Below are 14,665 nucleotides of genomic sequence, written 5' to 3' on the forward strand. Positions count from 1 at the left end.
CGGCTGAACGTCCTCATCAGCCGGGCAAAACGCAGATGCGAGGTCTATGCGTCGATCACCGATGAAGACATCGACCTGGAACGCGGCAAGGGGAAGGGCGTCTTCGCGTTCAAGCTGTTCCTGCATTACGCTCGAACGGGAAGGCTGTCCTTGGCACAGGCGACCACCCGCGAGATGGATTCCGTGTTCGAGGAACAGGTTGCCAACGCGCTGATAGAGAAGGGCTATCAGGTTCACGCGCAGGTCGGCATCGCTGGGTTCTTCATCGACCTCGCCATCGCCGATCCTGAACGACCCGGAAGGTACATCCTCGGCATCGAATGCGACGGTATTGCCTACCACTCCTCCCGCTCCGCTCGGGACCGCGACCGCCTTCGGCAGGCCGTTCTCGAGGACCACGGATGGATCATCCACCGCATCTGGAGTCCTGACTGGTTCCAGCGCCCTCGCGAGCAGCTCGAGCGGACAATCGCGGCGATCGAGGCCGCCAGGAAGGAACTGGATGCCAGGATGGAACTTGGATTCCAAAGGAACCGGGCCGTGAATGTGGAGGTCGTCACGGTTGATCGCGGCGAGGTGACGGAGATCGGCTTGGCCGATGTGCCGGAAGACGACACGACGCAGCGGGCCTATGCGGAAGCCGAGTTGAAGCGCACCGGATCGTATGAGTTGCACGAGACGCCGACCGGGGTGATGGCCGGACTTGTCGAGCAGGTCGTCGCGGTGGAAGCGCCAGTCCATCTCGACGAGGTAGTGTGCCGAATCAGAGAAGCTTGGGGCCTGCAGCGCGCCGGCGGACGTATCCAGGATGCTGTCGAGCGTGGGCTGACCATCGCCGAGAGCCGCGGTTCCGTTTCACGGAAGGGAGACTTCCTGTTCAAACCCGGAGCGACGGTGACACTCAGGGACCGAAGCCAAGTGGCATCGCTCGGGCTGCGCAAGCCAGAAATGATCGCGATGGAGGAGATCGCGGAAGGTGCGATCGAAGTTGTGGCGTCGAACCTGGGAGCAACTGAAGACGAGATCGTAACCCGAGTTTCGCGAATGCTCGGCTTCAGGGCTACAAGTTCGCAGCTGAGAAATGCCGTCACCGCAGCCATCGTTCACCTGACTACCACAGGCGTGTTCAGTTCGGCCGACGGATTGCTGATCATCATCGAGGACAGGCAGCCGTCAGAAGGTAGCTCGACGACACATTCGTTGCCACTAGCGTTGCAATAGTCGACCTGGGCAAGATGGGGTGTGCTCTGAGTTGGAGAGATCGCGCCGTCATACAGAAGGGCGCGACCTCAAGCGCACGGGTAAAAACCGAGTCTATGCGCGATCCCAGCTCGGTCATCTTCTCCCACAGCGTCGTACGGGCAACGCCGAGGAGTTCGGCAGCCTTGATGACCGGTCTGATCCAGCGCGTTCGATCTGACGGCGCTCGGCTGCGATGCGGACGTCGGCGAAGGGAAGGAAGCCAGAAGGAGCCGCGATGCCCGGCTGCTCCCGCGATGAAGCAACGTCTGATCCGGAGCATCCGATAGCCGCGCTTTGAAGCCATCAAGAACCGTGGAAACAGCACGCTGGCTCCAGTGAAATAGCAGCAGTCCGGCTGGAAGCCTCGGGAACCCGACCCGTCTCCAGCTCCGCCTCGTCCGCGCCGAGCGGAGGAGGGACTCCTCTTAGGCCGCGTCTAGGTCGGCGCGGACCCAGTTTCACCTGACCATGTGTCGGCCGGGGAGATGCTGAGCGCGCGAAGCGCGTTGAGGATCACGGCGACGTCGATCGCCTCCTGGATCAAAGCTCCCTGCACGGGCGTGAGATAGCCGAGCGCAGCCGCCACCATGCCGAGCACGGAGAGGCCGATGCCTGCCACGACGCTTTCGAGCGCAATACGGCGCGCGCCGTACGCGATCTCGATGCCAGGCCCCAGCCTGTCGATGCGATCCACCAGCAGCACCACATCGGCGGCCTCGGCAGATGCCGCCGCGCCGCGCGCGCCCATGGCGACGCCCACGTCGGCTGCCGCCAGCGCAGGCGCGTCGTTCACGCCGTCTCCTACCATCATCACCGGGCCACGCTTGCCCTCGGTGAGCACCAGCAGGACCTTCTGGTCCGGGGTCAGACCTGCGCGGATACCGTCGAGCCCGAGGCCCTCGGTCACGCGCTCGGCTACCTCCTGGCGGTCCCCGGTCGCAAGAAGGATACGCCCGATCCCCTGGCGGCGGAGGCCGGAGAGCATGCCTCGCGTACCTTCGCGAAGCGGGTCGGCCATGACCAGATGGCCCGCCAGTCTTCCATCCACACCGACGGCCACGAGGACTGATCCGGCGGCGAGTGCCGGATGCTCCGCAGCCGTCGCACCGACATGCCTGGTGACGAAGCCATGCCCGCCCACGACGACCGGGCGGCCCTCCACCTGTCCGGCCAGCCCTTCACCGGGAGTTTCCGCCACTTGCGTCGGAACGGGGAGCGATAGCCCGCGCGCCCTTGCCGCGGCGACGATGGCCTGCGCGACGGGATGTTTCGTGGCCTGGTCGAGCGCGGCGGCGAGCCGGAGGAGCTCGTCGGGTTCCATCCCGATATGGCTGTCGACGGAGACGATCTGCGGCCGCCCGTCCGTCAGCGTCCCGGTCTTGTCCAGGATCAGCGTCTGCGTGCGCGCCATCGCCTCCAGCGGACCGGCACCCTTGATCAGCACACCAAAATGCGCTGCCCGCGAAAGCCCGGCTACCAGCGCCACCGGGACAGCGAGGATCAGCGGGCATGGCGTGGCGACAACGAGCACCGCCACGGCCCGGATCGGATCCCCCGTGAACCACCAGGCTGCGAAGGCAAGGCCAACGGTGACCGCAAGGAAACCCAGCGACCAGCGGTCGGCCAGCCGCGACATGGGGGCCTTCGACCGTTGGGCTTCCTCCACGAGCCGGACGATGCCCGCGTACGTGCTGTCCTTGGCCGGACGCGTTGCGATCAGGTCGAATGCCTCGCCCGCATTGGTCGACCCGCTCATCGCGTCGCCGCCCATCTCGGCGCGGGCCGGGAGGGATTCTCCCGTCAGGGCGGACGTATCGAGGAAAGCGGAGGCAGACGCCACCGTGCCGTCGACCGGAACGACGTCGCCCTGACGGATGAGAAGGCGGTCGCCGGGAACGATGTCCTCGAGCGGAACCTCCTCCAGGCCGCTGTCGCGAAGACGGGTCGCCGTGCGCGGCACACGCGAAAGCAGGTCGCGCATCTCGCGCCGCGCCCGACCCTCGGCGAAGCTTTCGAGGAAGGTGCCGCCCGAGTACATGACGGCCACGACGGCCGCGGCGAGCGTCTCGCCGAAGAGCAGGGCGGCCGACATCGACAGCGCGGCGACGATGTCCAGCCCGACCTCGCCGCGCAGCAGGCTGCGCAGGATTTCAAGGAGCAGCGCGGCGAGCACCGGGACGACGCCAAGGAGCCAGACCGTCGAGGCAACATCAGGTCGTCCGCCAAAATACAGGGTAAGCCCGCCGGCGAGCCCGACAAGTGCAATGACCAGAAGCGCGGTCTTCAGGCGGTCCCCGCTCGAATGCTCCATGCCCCTCAGCCCCCTGCTACTGCTGCCAGTTCGGCATCCCCGAATACTCGTCCCACGAGACAGAAGCGGATGCTATCGCCTTCATCCCGAAGTAGGAACAACGCATCGACCTGTGGCGCGCTGTCGCCCTCGTTGGACGCCGTCATGGCGACGCCTGCCTCTCTTACCTGTTCAAGGGGAGTTCGGGACGCTATGGAAAAACCCACTATTCGGTAGCAACCGCCAGCGGTTGCTACCGAATTCCGCAGATATCGCTGAACTCGTCCCTCTAAACTAGCCGCGCGCTCCACGACCGTCTGCGACAGGTGGCCGACACTGGGTTGGCGATCAAGGCTAAAGGGGGCGAAGGCGCGATATTGCGGATTAATGATCCGGTCCTGCAGGACGGCGTTCGGCAGGACTGATCAAACTGCGCCGGGCTCGCAATGCCGAGGCCTATACCGCCGCGCTGCCATCAGGCAGCGTTGCCGCTGTTTAGCTACACAAACCGCAAGGGTGGCCCTGGTTCCTTCTCCGGAGCGGCGAGGTGCCGTCACCGACGACGCTGTCCAGACCGTTCCTTCTGTTTCCGCCATCCGTACCGGGTCAGCCCTTGGGGCTTGAAGATGGACAGGGCGGTTACGATCGACAGTACCGCCAACCCGCCCGTCGCGTGCAGGGCCAGCGACATCGGAAGGCTGCCAAGCGATGCCAGTCCACGGGCCGATGCGTTGCTTGCGGCGGTTTCGATACCGCCCAGTTGGAGGATCAGAACGGCAAGGGTCACCGCGGTGAGCACCAGCTTCGCCAGCACCCAATAGTGCCTGAACAACCCCCATTGAGTGGCGAGCGCCTGTATCGTGCCAGTCACAAGTGCTGCAACGACCAGAGGAAGGATGACCCACCAGGTAACGATCCCAGCGCCCGCATAGGCGCCGTGCACCGCGAATCCTTCGGCACCGAACAGAGCTGCCGACGCCAGCGCAAGGAAGGCGGCGACGGCGCCGATCGATGCGACGGACAGTCCGACGTGAAGCGTCAGCAACAATCGGCGGAGGCGGGGACCCATCGCTACGAATCTCCATCCTTGAACGACGCCTCGCTGCTGCCGGACTGGAAATGACGTCCCGGACCGTGCCCGCCGCCAGACGTCATCAGGGCCGCCGCACCGACAAGCAGTGCCAGCGCAAGCCCGCCTAGGATCACCCATCGAGGAGTTGCCGGATAGCCGTGCCGGTCTTTCATTTCAGAAGCTCCATGTTCCAAGGACCTGCGCGACAGAGGACGCTTTGCGCGATAAGATCAACGAACAGACCGGGATTGATGTCCGATGCTGGACGATGGAGGCGATTTGTCTGTCAGGCCGACCGGATCCAAGGAGCGCCGCGACCGGCGGGTCATGCGGACCAGAGCGGCGCTTCAACGCGCCCTGGTGTCACTGGTCAGGGAGCAGGACTACGATGCGATCACCGTCGATGACGTCTGCCGGAAGGCCGACGTGGGGCGGTCGACATTCTACCTGCATTTCGCGAACAAGGACGACCTGAAGCGAAGCGGGCTGGCAGACCTGAAAGCGCGTCTGGTCGAAGGAGCAAATCTATCGGCCGATCGGTTCTCTTTCGTCTTGCCCCTGCTTGAGCATGCCTCGGAGCATCTGCTGCACTATCGCGCCCTGGCTGGCACCAGGGGACGGGGTGTCTCCCTGAACGCCCTCCGGGACATCGTCCATGCGGTGGTGGACGCCGACATAAGCGGGGAGGGCGGCGACGCGGAGGACGTCGGCAGGATACCGCCCGAGATCGCTGCTCAGTTCCTCACAGGTGCGTTCATGGGAATGCTGGCGTGGTGGCTTGATGGCGGCGCCAGGCTGCCACCGGAGACCTTGGATGCGGCATTCCGAAGGCTTGCTGCCGAGGGGATGACGGCGCTCCAACGAGACAATGATTCCGAACGCTGGCCGCTGGCGCAGGATTCACGCGATCCAGAGTGCAATCTTTGATCCGGGTTAAGAATGTACAGGCCGTGACATGGCAGCTTGCCATTCCATCAACCGACCTGTGCGGCAGATGCCTGCTTTCGGCGACAAAGTGCGAATGCCCTAGGCATGCGTTGATCGAGGAGACCGGGTCATGAATCGTGGGGATCGGCTGAGCGGCGCCCTGCTTGTCGCCCTCGGCGTCCTCACCCTCGGAACAGCGATATTTTTCCTGCTCCTCCGACCGCCTCTCCTGCCGGAAGACATCCGTCACACCGGAATTGACGTCAGTTCATTGCCTCCGGCGTTCCTGGATTGGCTCCGCATCGTCTTCCGGACATGGGGCGGATTCATCGCCGGTTTCGGGATCGTCCTTCTGGGGATCGGGACCTTCACGCTGACGGGGCGAGCGCGATGGCTTCATTGGTCGACAGCCGCCGCTGTTCTCGTGGCGTTCGGGCGTTTCCTGTTCAGCAACATCGTCCTTGCGTCCGACTTCCTGTGGTTCATCTCGCTTCTGTCCCTGCTGGCGTTCGGCACGGCTGCCCTGTTGGCGCTGAAACGCGGACGAGATTGAACGCAGATGTTTGGGAGAACGTGGCCACCACCGTTGACGATATCCCTCTCGGAGGGGGGCGGACGGCGCCCTCATGCGCATGCCTTCGTCATTGACGGCCTGCACGCCAGCTGGCCGACGAGAGGCTGACCGCCGCGTGGAAGGAATCCTCGCGCTCAGCGGGCTGTTCGCAATCGCCTTCGTGGCGGCGACGGTCCTGCCCGCACAGTCTGAGGCGGTGCTGGTCGGCCTGCAGCTAGCCGGATATCCTGTTGTTCTGCTGGTGGCGGTGGCTAGCGTCGGCAACACGCTCGGGGCTTGCCTGAACTGGGCGCTGGGCCGGGAGGCCGAGCGCTTCCGGAACCGCCGCTGGTTCCCCGTTTCCGCCGCTTCGCTGGACCGGGCTTCCGCGTGGTACGGGAAGTGGGGCCGCTGGAGCCTGTTGCTGTCGTGGGCGCCGCTCGGCGGCGATGCGCTGACAGTCGCGGCAGGAGTCCTCCGGGAGCCGTTCTGGAGCTTCCTCCTGCTCGTGGCGATCGCGAAGACCGGACGGTACGTCGTGCTCGCCGCGGCGACGGCAGGGCTGGCGGCATGATGTGGCTGTTCCGGGACCTCGTTGCGATCCAGCGCGAAATCTACCCGGCCTTCGCCGACCGTATCAGGGAGCTCGCGGAGACGGGAGACTGGTCGCTGCTCGCGGCCTATCTCCCGATGGGCATCGTGTTCGGGGCCGTCCATGCGCTCACGCCAGACCACAGCAAGGCGGTGCTGGCGACCTACCTGACCGGGTCGGCCGCGAGCGTTCCGCGCGGGCTGACCGTCTCCCTGGTGCTCTCCTTCGTCCATGTTGGCATGTCCGTTCTGATCGCGCTCCTGTCGCTGCCGCTTGTCTCCGTGGCGCTGGGAAGCGTCGGCCGAGCCCCGCTATTGGAGGACGTCAGCCGGGGGCTGCTCGGCGTGATCGGGCTGTGGATGCTCTGGCAGGGTATCCGCGGGACCGGACATGCCCGCGGTCAGGGAATGGCCGCAGGATTCGCAGCGGGGCTGATACCGTGCCCGCTGACCCTCTTCGTCATGACCTTTGCGATCTCGCGGGGCGTGCCGGAGGCGGGCGTGGCCTTCGCCGCCGTCATGATGGCCGGGGTAGCGCTGGTTCTTGCGGCGGTCGCCCTGGCCGCGGTTCTGTTCAGGCAGCAGCTGCTGAGGCTCCTGTCGACACGTCCCCGGGGCGGTCGAGGTAGTAACGCGGATGGTGCAGGTGGCGGCGGGCATGGTCCTTGTCGCCGTCGCCGCGAATGCATTGCTCGAATAAGCCCCTCTTCGAACGTAGCCGCTCGGGCAGTCGGCGACTGTTTGCATTGAATGCCATCGAAATCGGAAGTTGTGAGCTCTTCCCGGAACGGTAGGAGGAAAAAGCTGTCGAAGCGCGCAGAGGACTCGATGCCAGGATTCGGCGATGATGATGCCCGACAACCTGCGGATGACGACCAGGAGGAGGTAGAGATGCACCTCGCGGGAATCCCGGAGGGCTATAGGGTCTTCGCGCGTGCCAAGGGCGGGAAACTTGTTGGACCGTTCAGCGTGGTTGGGCCGGATGGTCCACTAGGCAGCTTTGACAGCCAGGCGGGGGCAGTAGCGGCGGCTATCGATGACTGCAGCCCTGGCCTTAGCTACCCGTGACATTCGTCTCAGCAATCCTGCGTCTCGCGGCAGCTACACGCTTCTCCGACATGAAGTAGCCCCCCTTTGTCCATTGCGCAATCAAGGGATGTTCGAGATCAAGCAGGTAGCCCGTTCCTGCGTCTGCCTCGATGGCTTCGCCTTCCATCACGAACTGACGGAAAACACGGATTTCGGCGATGATTTCCGGGCGGCTCTCGCTGCCGATCTGGTCGCGATGCGTGTGCAGTGCCTTTTTGAGTCCGTCGATGTTTCTCATTTCGCTGAAAGCACGCATCACTTCCAACGAGACATCCGTGAGGCCACCTCTCGCCATCGACGCGGCGTCGTGGTCGGTCAATTCAAGCAACATGTGAACCTCGAACCGCTTCTACCTCTCTTGAAACCAAGCCTGATCGGCAGCGGTGACCGGCACAAGGCTGTTCTGGGGGAGCATGAGCGGCAGCGCTTGACACGCGGCCCCGTCGGGCGCGATGTATTGCGCATGGGGATCGCGGTCTCCCCACGAGGCTACGGCCCAAGCATCGCGTCCTGATTAATCCGGCAACGGAGGACGCGCCATGCCATCTCCCACGACCATTTCGGTCGACAAGCTATCACGTCTCTATGGAACTCCCGGCTGCCCGACGCTCATCGACGTGCGGACGGACGAGGACTTCGCTGCCACTCCGCGGTTTGTTCCCGGAGCGGTTCGAAGGCCCCACGGATCGGCTTCTGACTGGGCCGGGACCCTTGCCGCCCGGCAGGCGGTCGTCATCTGCCAGCAAGGCAGGAAACTCAGCGAGGGCGTGGCCGCATGGCTGCGTCACCAGGGCATTCCTGCGGAGGCGCTGGAAGGCGGCTTCGAGGCATGGACCGCGGCGGGTCTCCCCACAGTGCCCGAGGAGCGCATCCCGTCCCGCGACGGAAAAGGGCGCTCGGTCTGGGTGACACGGGCGCGCCCGAAGATCGACCGCATCGCCTGCCCTTGGCTGATCCGCCGCTTCGTCGATCCGAAGGCGGTCTTCCTGTTCGTCGCCCCGCAGGAAGTGGAGGCCGTGGCCGAAAGGTTCGGTGCCGCTCCCTTCGACGTGGAGAACGTGTTCTGGAGCCACCGCGGCGAGTTGTGCACGTTCGACGTGATGGTCGAGGAATTCGGACTCGGCACCGAGCCGCTTCTACGGCTGGCGAGGGTCGTCAGGGGAGCCGACACGGGCCGCCTCGATCTTGAGCCGGAAGCGGCGGGATTGCTCGCCGCCTCGCTGGGCCTCTCTCGGACGTTCTCGGACGATCTCGCGCAGCTCGATGCGGGGATGACCCTCTACGATGCCTTCTATCGCTGGGCGCGGGACGCGACGGGCGAGACGCACAACTGGCCCTCCGCGAAGTCGGGAGGCGCGAAATGAACGTCTCTCCGACCTCCGCTCAGGTTCAGACCGAAGCCGCCGGAAAGGTCGGCGCGGCCGAGACCTCCGATCTTTCGCCACCCGCGCTGTCGCCTTGGCAGATCTTCGTGCGCTTCCTCCGTTTCGGGCTGCTCGCCTGGGGCGGGCCTGTCGCCCAGATCGCAATGATCCGGCGCGAGTTGGTCGACGAGGAGCGGTGGCTGTCCAGCGGCCGCTTCAACCGCCTCCTTGCCGTCTACCAGGTGCTGCCGGGACCGGAAGCGCACGAGCTCTGCGTGCATATCGGCATGCTGGCAGGGAAGCGCCTCGGGGGCCTCATGGCTGGTCTCGGATTCATGTTGCCGGGCTTCGTGCTGATGTTCGCCTTGTCGTGGCTCTACTTCACGATTGACATAACCCAGTCGACGCTTGGACCGATCTTCCTTGGCGTCCAGGTGGCGGTCATCGCCTTGATCGTGCGAGCGGTCCACAGGATCGGGGAACACATCTTGCTCGACGGTTGGCTTTGGGGAATCGGCGTCGCGAGCGCCTTGGCGGCGCTCCTCGGCACGAGCTTCTGGATCACGCTTCCGGCTGCGGGCATCGTTTACGTACTGGCCCGGCAGCGGCAGGTCGCGCTGGCGGTTGCGGTCCTGGCCGCCGCGGGGACCGTGGCGTACCTCGTCGGCCCGGGAAACGGACTGCTTCAGCCATTGGTCCCGGCGGCCAGTCAGGCAGCGCAGGCGGCCACCCAGTCCGCCACTTGGCGGGCCCTTTTCCTGGCCGGACTGAAGGCGGGCCTCCTGACCTTCGGGGGAGCCTACACCGCCATACCATTCCTGCGCGACGACGCAGTCGGCCGGGGCTGGATGACCGATGCTCAGTTCCTGGACGGCCTCGCGCTCTCGGGAATCCTTCCTGCTCCGCTGATCATCTTCTCCACCTTCGTCGGCTATGTCGCCGGAGGGCCGCTCGGCGCGGTCGCCATGACCGCCGGGATATTCCTGCCCGCCTTCGGCTTCTCGCTGATCCTATACGACCGGCTGGAACGGGTGGTCGAGAACAGGACGCTGCATGGCTTCCTGGAAGGCGTCGCGGCGGGGGTCGTCGGGCTGATCGCCGCCACGACGGTGGAACTGGCCGTTGCCGTCGTCCAGCGCCTCCCATCGCTGCCGTCCGGGATGCTTGTATTCGTGTTGACGCTTGCCGTCCTCTATCTCTGGAAGTCGAAGCTGAACGTCGTCTTCGCGGTACTCATCTCTGGCTTCTTGGGGTGGGTCCTGGCGATCGGCGGATGACCGGGCGCCGCCCGAACGCTCTGGAAAGCTTCCTGCTCGTCGTCAGGAACCGGGCGGGAGCAATCCCGGCTGCAGGTCGAAATGCGGCAGGGCCGTGAAGGCGGCGAAGCCTAGCAGTCCGGCGACGACGGTGGCCCCGGCGATCGGCAGCCAGAAGCGGATCGGTCCGGTCGCAGCGGCGACCGCCAGTCTCCCGGTCGCGTTGGTGGCGAGCGCCAGCAGGACCGCGTGCCCGACCGTCTCGAGATCGGCAGGCTGTCCAAGGAGCCGCATCGCGCTGAGGACGGCGACATCGACGTCGAAGATGCCGGATATCGCGGAAGTCGCGACCATTCCTCTCGCGTTCTCCGTCGCGACCGCGGCGCTTATAGTGGAGACGACCGCGAAGAAGACGGCAAAGACGAGCAGAGCGCGCAGATCGAATGGATTGCGTGGCAGGTGGTCGGCGTCGCCTTCCAGCCTGCCGCGTATCATGAACAAGGCGCCGCATGCGGCGAAGCCGCTGACCGCGGCAAGGATCGACAAGCCTGCCACGCCGAGCACCGAAGGGGCCACCACCAGGACGATGCCGGTCACCCGCAGCACCGACACGCCTGCAGCCAGCGTCGCCGCCCCCGCGAGAGGCAGCGCGCTTGCTCCTCCGGCAGCAGTCCGCCCCAGCGCGACCGTTACAGCGGTAGAGGAAACGACAGCCCCGGCCAAGCCTCCCACGAGTACGCCTCGCGTGGTCCCCAAGGCCCGCACGGCGATATAGCCAAGGTAGGAGATCGCGGCGGTCAGGACCGTGAAGAGCCACACCTGCCGGGGATTGAATCCTCCCCAGGGATCTATTGCCTGCGCTGGCAGGAGCGGGAGGACGATCGCGGTCATTACCGCGAGCACGAGCGCAGACCGGAGCTCGATCCAGGATATCCGCCGCAGGAGGCCGTGCAGAACTTCCCGGCTGGCCAGGACGGCAGCGAGACCGGCGCCGCCTGCCGCCGCGACGCGCGGATCGCCCGCGACGGACAGCGCCCCCAGGCAGAACACGCTGAGTCCTGCAACGACGGCGGTCACGCTGAAGCTGCCGTCGCCCATCGATTCACGCATCTTGAACCAGGCGAAGACAGCAGCGAATGCGAGCAGGCCCGCGGCGAGCACGGCAGGCGAATCGAGACTGAGGGAAAGGGCGGCGACGATGCCGCCGAGCAGTCCGGTGATTCCGTAGGTCCGGATGCCGGCCGTCCTGCCTCCGTCGGGCTGGTCGCGTTCCCGCCAGCCTCGTTCGAGGCCGACAAGTAGGCCGATGGCGAGCGCCAGCCCGAGCCTCAGTATCAGGCTATCCATGGATCACGTCCGATGCAGGTCGCGGGTCTCCCGATCCCGGAGCTTACGGCTCGATCTCGACGATGTCCCCCGCATGGGCAGCGTAGTCGAGCGCGTAGGCGAGTTCGCCCGGGGTCTCCGCGTGGATGTGAAGGAGCGGCTGTCCTCTGTCAATTTCGTGGCCAAGCCGCACGTCCATGTACACGCCCGCGGCCTTTGCGTCCGGCGCGCCTGCGAGCTTCGCAAGCCGGGCCAGCTTCCGGTTGTTGATATGGACGACGCGTCCCGCACGCGGCGCCGTCACGGGATGGGTACGAGGGGCCTTCGGCGGGACCCGCAGGCCGCCCTGCGCCTCGCAGATCGCCTCGAACTTCTTCCATGCCCGGCCGCTCGCCAGCGTCTCCATCGCCAGCGCCGTGCCTCTCCCTCTTTCCGCCTTGCCGCCGATCTCCAGCGCTGCCCCGGCCAGCGCGGCTGCACGGTGGTGGAGGTCCTCGGGGGCATCTGGCACGCCTTGGAGCACAGCCAGCACGTCAAGCGCCTCGAGAGCTGGCCCGATCCCCTTGCCGACGGGCTGCGAGCCGTCCGTCTGAATGCAGGTCGCCGAGAGTCCGAACCGGGAAGCGACCGCCGTCATGCGTCCCGCAAGCCGGGCTGCCGCCTCTTCGCTCCGGACCTTCGCTGTCGGACCGACCGGGATGTCGATGACAACATGCGTCGAACCGGCGGCGATCTTCTTGGACAGCACGGACGCGATCAGCTGTCCTTCCGTGTCGACGTCGAGTTCGCGCTCCACCCGTACGAAGATGTCGTCAGCGGGGCTGAGGTGAACCGCTCCGCCCCATGCGACACAGCCTCCCTCCGCTTGGACAACCCGCCTCAGGGCTGCGATGTCGAGGTCAACCGGGGCCAGGGTTTCCATAGCGTCCGCAGTGCCCGCCGGAGAGGTGATGGCGCGGGACGAGGTCTTGGGCATCACCAGACCATTCGCGGCGACGATGGCGACCACGATGGGCGTCGTGCGGTTGCCGGGAAGCCCGCCGACGCAGTGCTTGTCTACGACGACAGGCGTGTCCCACTGAAGCCGGTCTCCGACTTCGATCATCGCGCCCGTCAGATGCGCGGTCTCAGCCTCGTCCATCGGCAAGGCCGCGCTTGCCGTCAGGAACGCGGCGAGCTGCACTTCCGTATAGCGCCCGGCGACCACGTCATGGACGATGTCCGAGAAAGCTCCGGCATCGAGGCGGCTGCCGTAGATGCGGCGCCGTACATTGGCGAGAGACTGGATCGCCGGCGGATGGGTGACCCGCACGTCGTCTCCTTCAGACACTTGCAGTAAGGCCCATGCGGTTTCCGACAGCCCGACCTCGTCGAGAGACAAGAAGCCATCCCCCTCGACCTGGTAAAGAGTGCCCTGGACGCTGCGGTTTCCGCTAGACACCAACACCTGCGAACGGGCCGAAAGTCCTTCGGAACGGCAGACATGGCAATCGACGTGCATGACGATCACCGGCTGGTGCTGGGTGTGCAGACCAAGCCGTTTGACACGGAGGGCAGGCTGCTCCGGGACGGCGGCAGTGGCGGGAGGCGTTTTGGTCATAGCTGGAAGACCTGACCTTGACGCGGCACGGTCGCTTCCCATCCGAGCTCGCGATCGATCCGCACGCGCAGGCTCTCGGACGCTTCGTCCTCGCCATGGACGATAAACACGCGCGAAGGCTTTCGCCTGAAGCGAGAGAGCCAGCGCATAAGCTCGTCGGCGTCCGCATGCGCGGAAAGCATCGAAAGGTCCCGGACCTCGGCACGGACAGGAATCCATTGTCCGTGTATCCTGATCTCGTTGCCTCCCTGGACCATGGCGCGACCACGTGTCCCGGCCGCCTGGAAGCCTGAGAACAGAACGGTGTTTCTGGAGTCGGGAGCGAACGCCTTCAGGTGGTGCAGGACCCGCCCGCCGGTCGCCATGCCGCTCGCCGATATGACGACCTTGGGGTAGGGACTCGCGGTGATTGCCTTGGAGCCCTCGACGTCGCGGGTATAGGTCGCGATCGAACAGATGCTGGCGCAATCTTCCGGCGAAAGGCGGTGATCTGCCCGGTGCGCGTGGAGGAGGTCCGTCGCGTTGATCGCCATGGGGCTGTCAAGATAGATGGGAACGCCAGCGATCCGTCCCGAAGTCCTCAGCTTCCAGAGATGGTAGAGCAGGGACTGGGCGCGGCCGACGGCGAATGCGGGGATCACCACCGTGCCGCCGCGCTGGACGGTCCTTTCGATCACGCTTCCGAGCGCGTCGGTGGTATCCGTCGGTTCATGCCGTCGGTTTCCGTAGGTGGACTCGACCACGACGTAGTCGGCCTCGGGGATCGCCTCCGGATCAGGCAACACCGGGTCCGAATACCGTCCCAGATCGCCGGAGAACGCCATCCGGCGCCCGTTCCACAGGATCTCCGCGCTGGCGGCGCCCAGTATGTGGCCCGCATGGCGAAAAGTGAGGGCGGCTCCGCCCGGCAGGGCGATCCGCTCGCCGAAGGCGACCGGCGTCAACTGGGAAATCGCGCGTTCGGCGTCGTGCACCCCATACAAGGGAACCGCTGGGCGGTGCTTCGAGAACCCTTTGCGGTTCGCATAATCCGCGTCCTTCTCGTTGAGGTGGGCGCTGTCCATGAGGATGAGTTCGGCAACGTCCCGCGTTGCGAGGGTGCAGTAGATGCGACCCTTGAAGCCGTCACGCACGAGCTTGGGGAGGTAGCCTGAGTGGTCCAGATGGGCGTGGGTCAGCACGACGGCGTCGATGCTAGACGGGGCAGCCTGAAGGGGCTCCCAGTTCAGTTCGCGAAGGTTCTTGAGTCCTTGGAACAGCCCGCAGTCGATCAGAATGCGCCTTCCGTCGTTGTCGAGGAGGTGTTTCGAGCCGGTGACGGTTCCGGCTGCGCCGAGGCAGGTGAGTGTCAGCAT

14 protein-coding genes and 1 pseudogene are annotated in these 14,665 nt (G+C 65.5%); 8 read left to right on the plus strand and 7 right to left on the minus strand.

Translation table 11 applies throughout. The features are described from left to right. The coding region (locus EJC49_RS15190) for a DUF3320 domain-containing protein (RefSeq protein WP_126700789.1) at nt 1–1,221 on the plus strand (1,221 nt) is incomplete at its 5' end. On the opposite strand, the gene EJC49_RS26285 is transcribed toward EJC49_RS15190, so the two are convergent. From EJC49_RS26285 to EJC49_RS15205, 3 genes are all read right to left on the minus strand, one after another. Next, on the minus strand, nt 1,154–1,546 hold the full coding sequence (locus EJC49_RS26285) for a helix-turn-helix domain-containing protein (protein ID WP_425358822.1): 393 nt from the start codon (nt 1,544–1,546) through the stop codon (nt 1,154–1,156). The genes EJC49_RS15190 and EJC49_RS26285 overlap by 68 nt on opposite strands. 132 nt (nt 1,547–1,678) lie before the next feature. Further along, on the minus strand, nt 1,679–3,553 hold the full coding sequence (locus tag EJC49_RS15200; RefSeq protein WP_126700791.1) for a heavy metal translocating P-type ATPase: 1,875 nt from the start codon (nt 3,551–3,553) through the stop codon (nt 1,679–1,681). A 532-nt stretch (nt 3,554–4,085) separates the two neighbouring features. Further along, nucleotides 4,086–4,601, minus strand: coding sequence for a hypothetical protein (locus tag EJC49_RS15205; protein ID WP_126700792.1), 516 nt, complete (start codon nt 4,599–4,601; stop codon nt 4,086–4,088). 261 nt (nt 4,602–4,862) lie between these two features. On the opposite strand from EJC49_RS15205, the gene EJC49_RS15210 reads away from it, so the two are divergent. The 4 genes and pseudogenes from EJC49_RS15210 to EJC49_RS15225 all read left to right on the plus strand — a co-directional run bounded on the left by EJC49_RS15210 (nt 4,863) and on the right by EJC49_RS15225 (nt 7,375). Continuing rightward, on the plus strand, nt 4,863–5,531 hold the full coding sequence (locus EJC49_RS15210; RefSeq protein ID WP_126700793.1) for a TetR/AcrR family transcriptional regulator: 669 nt from the start codon (nt 4,863–4,865) through the stop codon (nt 5,529–5,531). Nucleotides 5,532–5,661: 130 nt separating this feature from the next. Further along, nucleotides 5,662–6,084, plus strand: a complete 423-nt coding sequence (locus EJC49_RS15215; RefSeq protein ID WP_126700794.1) for a hypothetical protein — start codon at nt 5,662–5,664, stop codon at nt 6,082–6,084. A gap of 145 nt (nt 6,085–6,229) precedes the next feature. Further along, nucleotides 6,230–6,658, plus strand: coding sequence for a YqaA family protein (locus EJC49_RS15220; protein ID WP_245453417.1), 429 nt, complete (start codon nt 6,230–6,232; stop codon nt 6,656–6,658). Between the two features lie 5 nt (nt 6,659–6,663). Next, nucleotides 6,664–7,375 (plus strand): annotated as a pseudogene (locus EJC49_RS15225) (HoxN/HupN/NixA family nickel/cobalt transporter). Nucleotides 7,376–7,729: 354 nt separating this feature from the next. Here the strand turns inward: EJC49_RS15225 and EJC49_RS15230 are convergent. Further along, nucleotides 7,730–8,095 (minus strand): hypothetical protein, encoded by a 366-nt coding sequence (locus tag EJC49_RS15230; protein ID WP_126700795.1) that lies wholly within the window; start codon nt 8,093–8,095, stop codon nt 7,730–7,732. Nucleotides 8,096–8,303: 208 nt separating this feature from the next. Between EJC49_RS15230 and EJC49_RS15235 the strand changes: the two genes are divergently transcribed. Both EJC49_RS15235 and EJC49_RS15240 read left to right on the plus strand, forming a co-directional pair. After that, nucleotides 8,304–9,128, plus strand: coding sequence for a chromate resistance protein ChrB domain-containing protein (locus tag EJC49_RS15235; RefSeq protein ID WP_126700796.1), 825 nt, complete (start codon nt 8,304–8,306; stop codon nt 9,126–9,128). After that, entirely contained in the window at nt 9,125–10,405 is a 1,281-nt protein-coding gene (locus EJC49_RS15240) for a chromate transporter (protein WP_148106301.1), read from the plus strand. The genes EJC49_RS15235 and EJC49_RS15240 overlap by 4 nt, the downstream gene beginning before the upstream one ends. A gap of 42 nt (nt 10,406–10,447) precedes the next feature. Here the strand turns inward: EJC49_RS15240 and EJC49_RS15245 are convergent, their stop codons facing one another. Beyond that, nucleotides 10,448–11,731 (minus strand): MgtC/SapB family protein, encoded by a 1,284-nt coding sequence (locus tag EJC49_RS15245; RefSeq protein ID WP_126700797.1) that lies wholly within the window; start codon nt 11,729–11,731, stop codon nt 10,448–10,450. 43 nt (nt 11,732–11,774) lie between these two features. Next, nucleotides 11,775–13,211 (minus strand): thymidine phosphorylase family protein, encoded by a 1,437-nt coding sequence (locus EJC49_RS15250; RefSeq protein ID WP_245453418.1) that lies wholly within the window; start codon nt 13,209–13,211, stop codon nt 11,775–11,777. Between EJC49_RS15250 and EJC49_RS26210 the strand changes: the two genes are divergently transcribed. Continuing rightward, nucleotides 13,194–13,325: a hypothetical protein gene (locus EJC49_RS26210; protein ID WP_280960046.1), complete on the plus strand. Its 132-nt coding sequence runs from the start codon at nt 13,194–13,196 to the stop codon at nt 13,323–13,325. The two genes, EJC49_RS15250 and EJC49_RS26210, sit on opposite strands and share 18 nt — an antisense overlap. Here the strand turns inward: EJC49_RS26210 and EJC49_RS15255 are convergent. Beyond that, on the minus strand, nt 13,307–14,665 hold the full coding sequence (locus EJC49_RS15255; RefSeq protein ID WP_126700799.1) for an MBL fold metallo-hydrolase RNA specificity domain-containing protein: 1,359 nt from the start codon (nt 14,663–14,665) through the stop codon (nt 13,307–13,309). The genes EJC49_RS26210 and EJC49_RS15255 overlap by 19 nt on opposite strands.

It is taken from the genome of Aquibium carbonis, assembly GCF_003970795.1.
GTDB lineage: Bacteria > Pseudomonadota > Alphaproteobacteria > Rhizobiales > Rhizobiaceae > Aquibium > Aquibium carbonis.

What these genes read in the sequence shown, in the direction of transcription:
- EJC49_RS26285 (WP_425358822.1), bottom strand. Translation starts at nt 1,546, where the DNA reads ATGGCTTCAAAGCGCGGCTATCGGATGCTCCGGATCAGACGTTGCTTC.
- EJC49_RS15200 (WP_126700791.1), bottom strand. Translation starts at nt 3,553, where the DNA reads ATGGAGCATTCGAGCGGGGACCGCCTGAAGACCGCGCTTCTGGTCATT.
- EJC49_RS15205 (WP_126700792.1), bottom strand. Translation starts at nt 4,601, where the DNA reads ATGGGTCCCCGCCTCCGCCGATTGTTGCTGACGCTTCACGTCGGACTG.
- EJC49_RS15210 (WP_126700793.1), top strand. Translation starts at nt 4,863, where the DNA reads ATGCTGGACGATGGAGGCGATTTGTCTGTCAGGCCGACCGGATCCAAG.
- EJC49_RS15215 (WP_126700794.1), top strand. Translation starts at nt 5,662, where the DNA reads ATGAATCGTGGGGATCGGCTGAGCGGCGCCCTGCTTGTCGCCCTCGGC.
- EJC49_RS15230 (WP_126700795.1), bottom strand. Translation starts at nt 8,095, where the DNA reads ATGTTGCTTGAATTGACCGACCACGACGCCGCGTCGATGGCGAGAGGT.
- EJC49_RS15235 (WP_126700796.1), top strand. Translation starts at nt 8,304, where the DNA reads ATGCCATCTCCCACGACCATTTCGGTCGACAAGCTATCACGTCTCTAT.
- EJC49_RS15240 (WP_148106301.1), top strand. Translation starts at nt 9,125, where the DNA reads ATGAACGTCTCTCCGACCTCCGCTCAGGTTCAGACCGAAGCCGCCGGA.
- EJC49_RS15245 (WP_126700797.1), bottom strand. Translation starts at nt 11,731, where the DNA reads ATGGATAGCCTGATACTGAGGCTCGGGCTGGCGCTCGCCATCGGCCTA.
- EJC49_RS26210 (WP_280960046.1), top strand. Translation starts at nt 13,194, where the DNA reads ATGGCAATCGACGTGCATGACGATCACCGGCTGGTGCTGGGTGTGCAG.
- EJC49_RS15250 (WP_245453418.1), bottom strand. Translation starts at nt 13,211, where the DNA reads ATGCACGTCGATTGCCATGTCTGCCGTTCCGAAGGACTTTCGGCCCGT.
- EJC49_RS15255 (WP_126700799.1), bottom strand. Translation starts at nt 14,665, where the DNA reads ATGCTGACACTCACCTGCCTCGGCGCAGCCGGAACCGTCACCGGCTCG.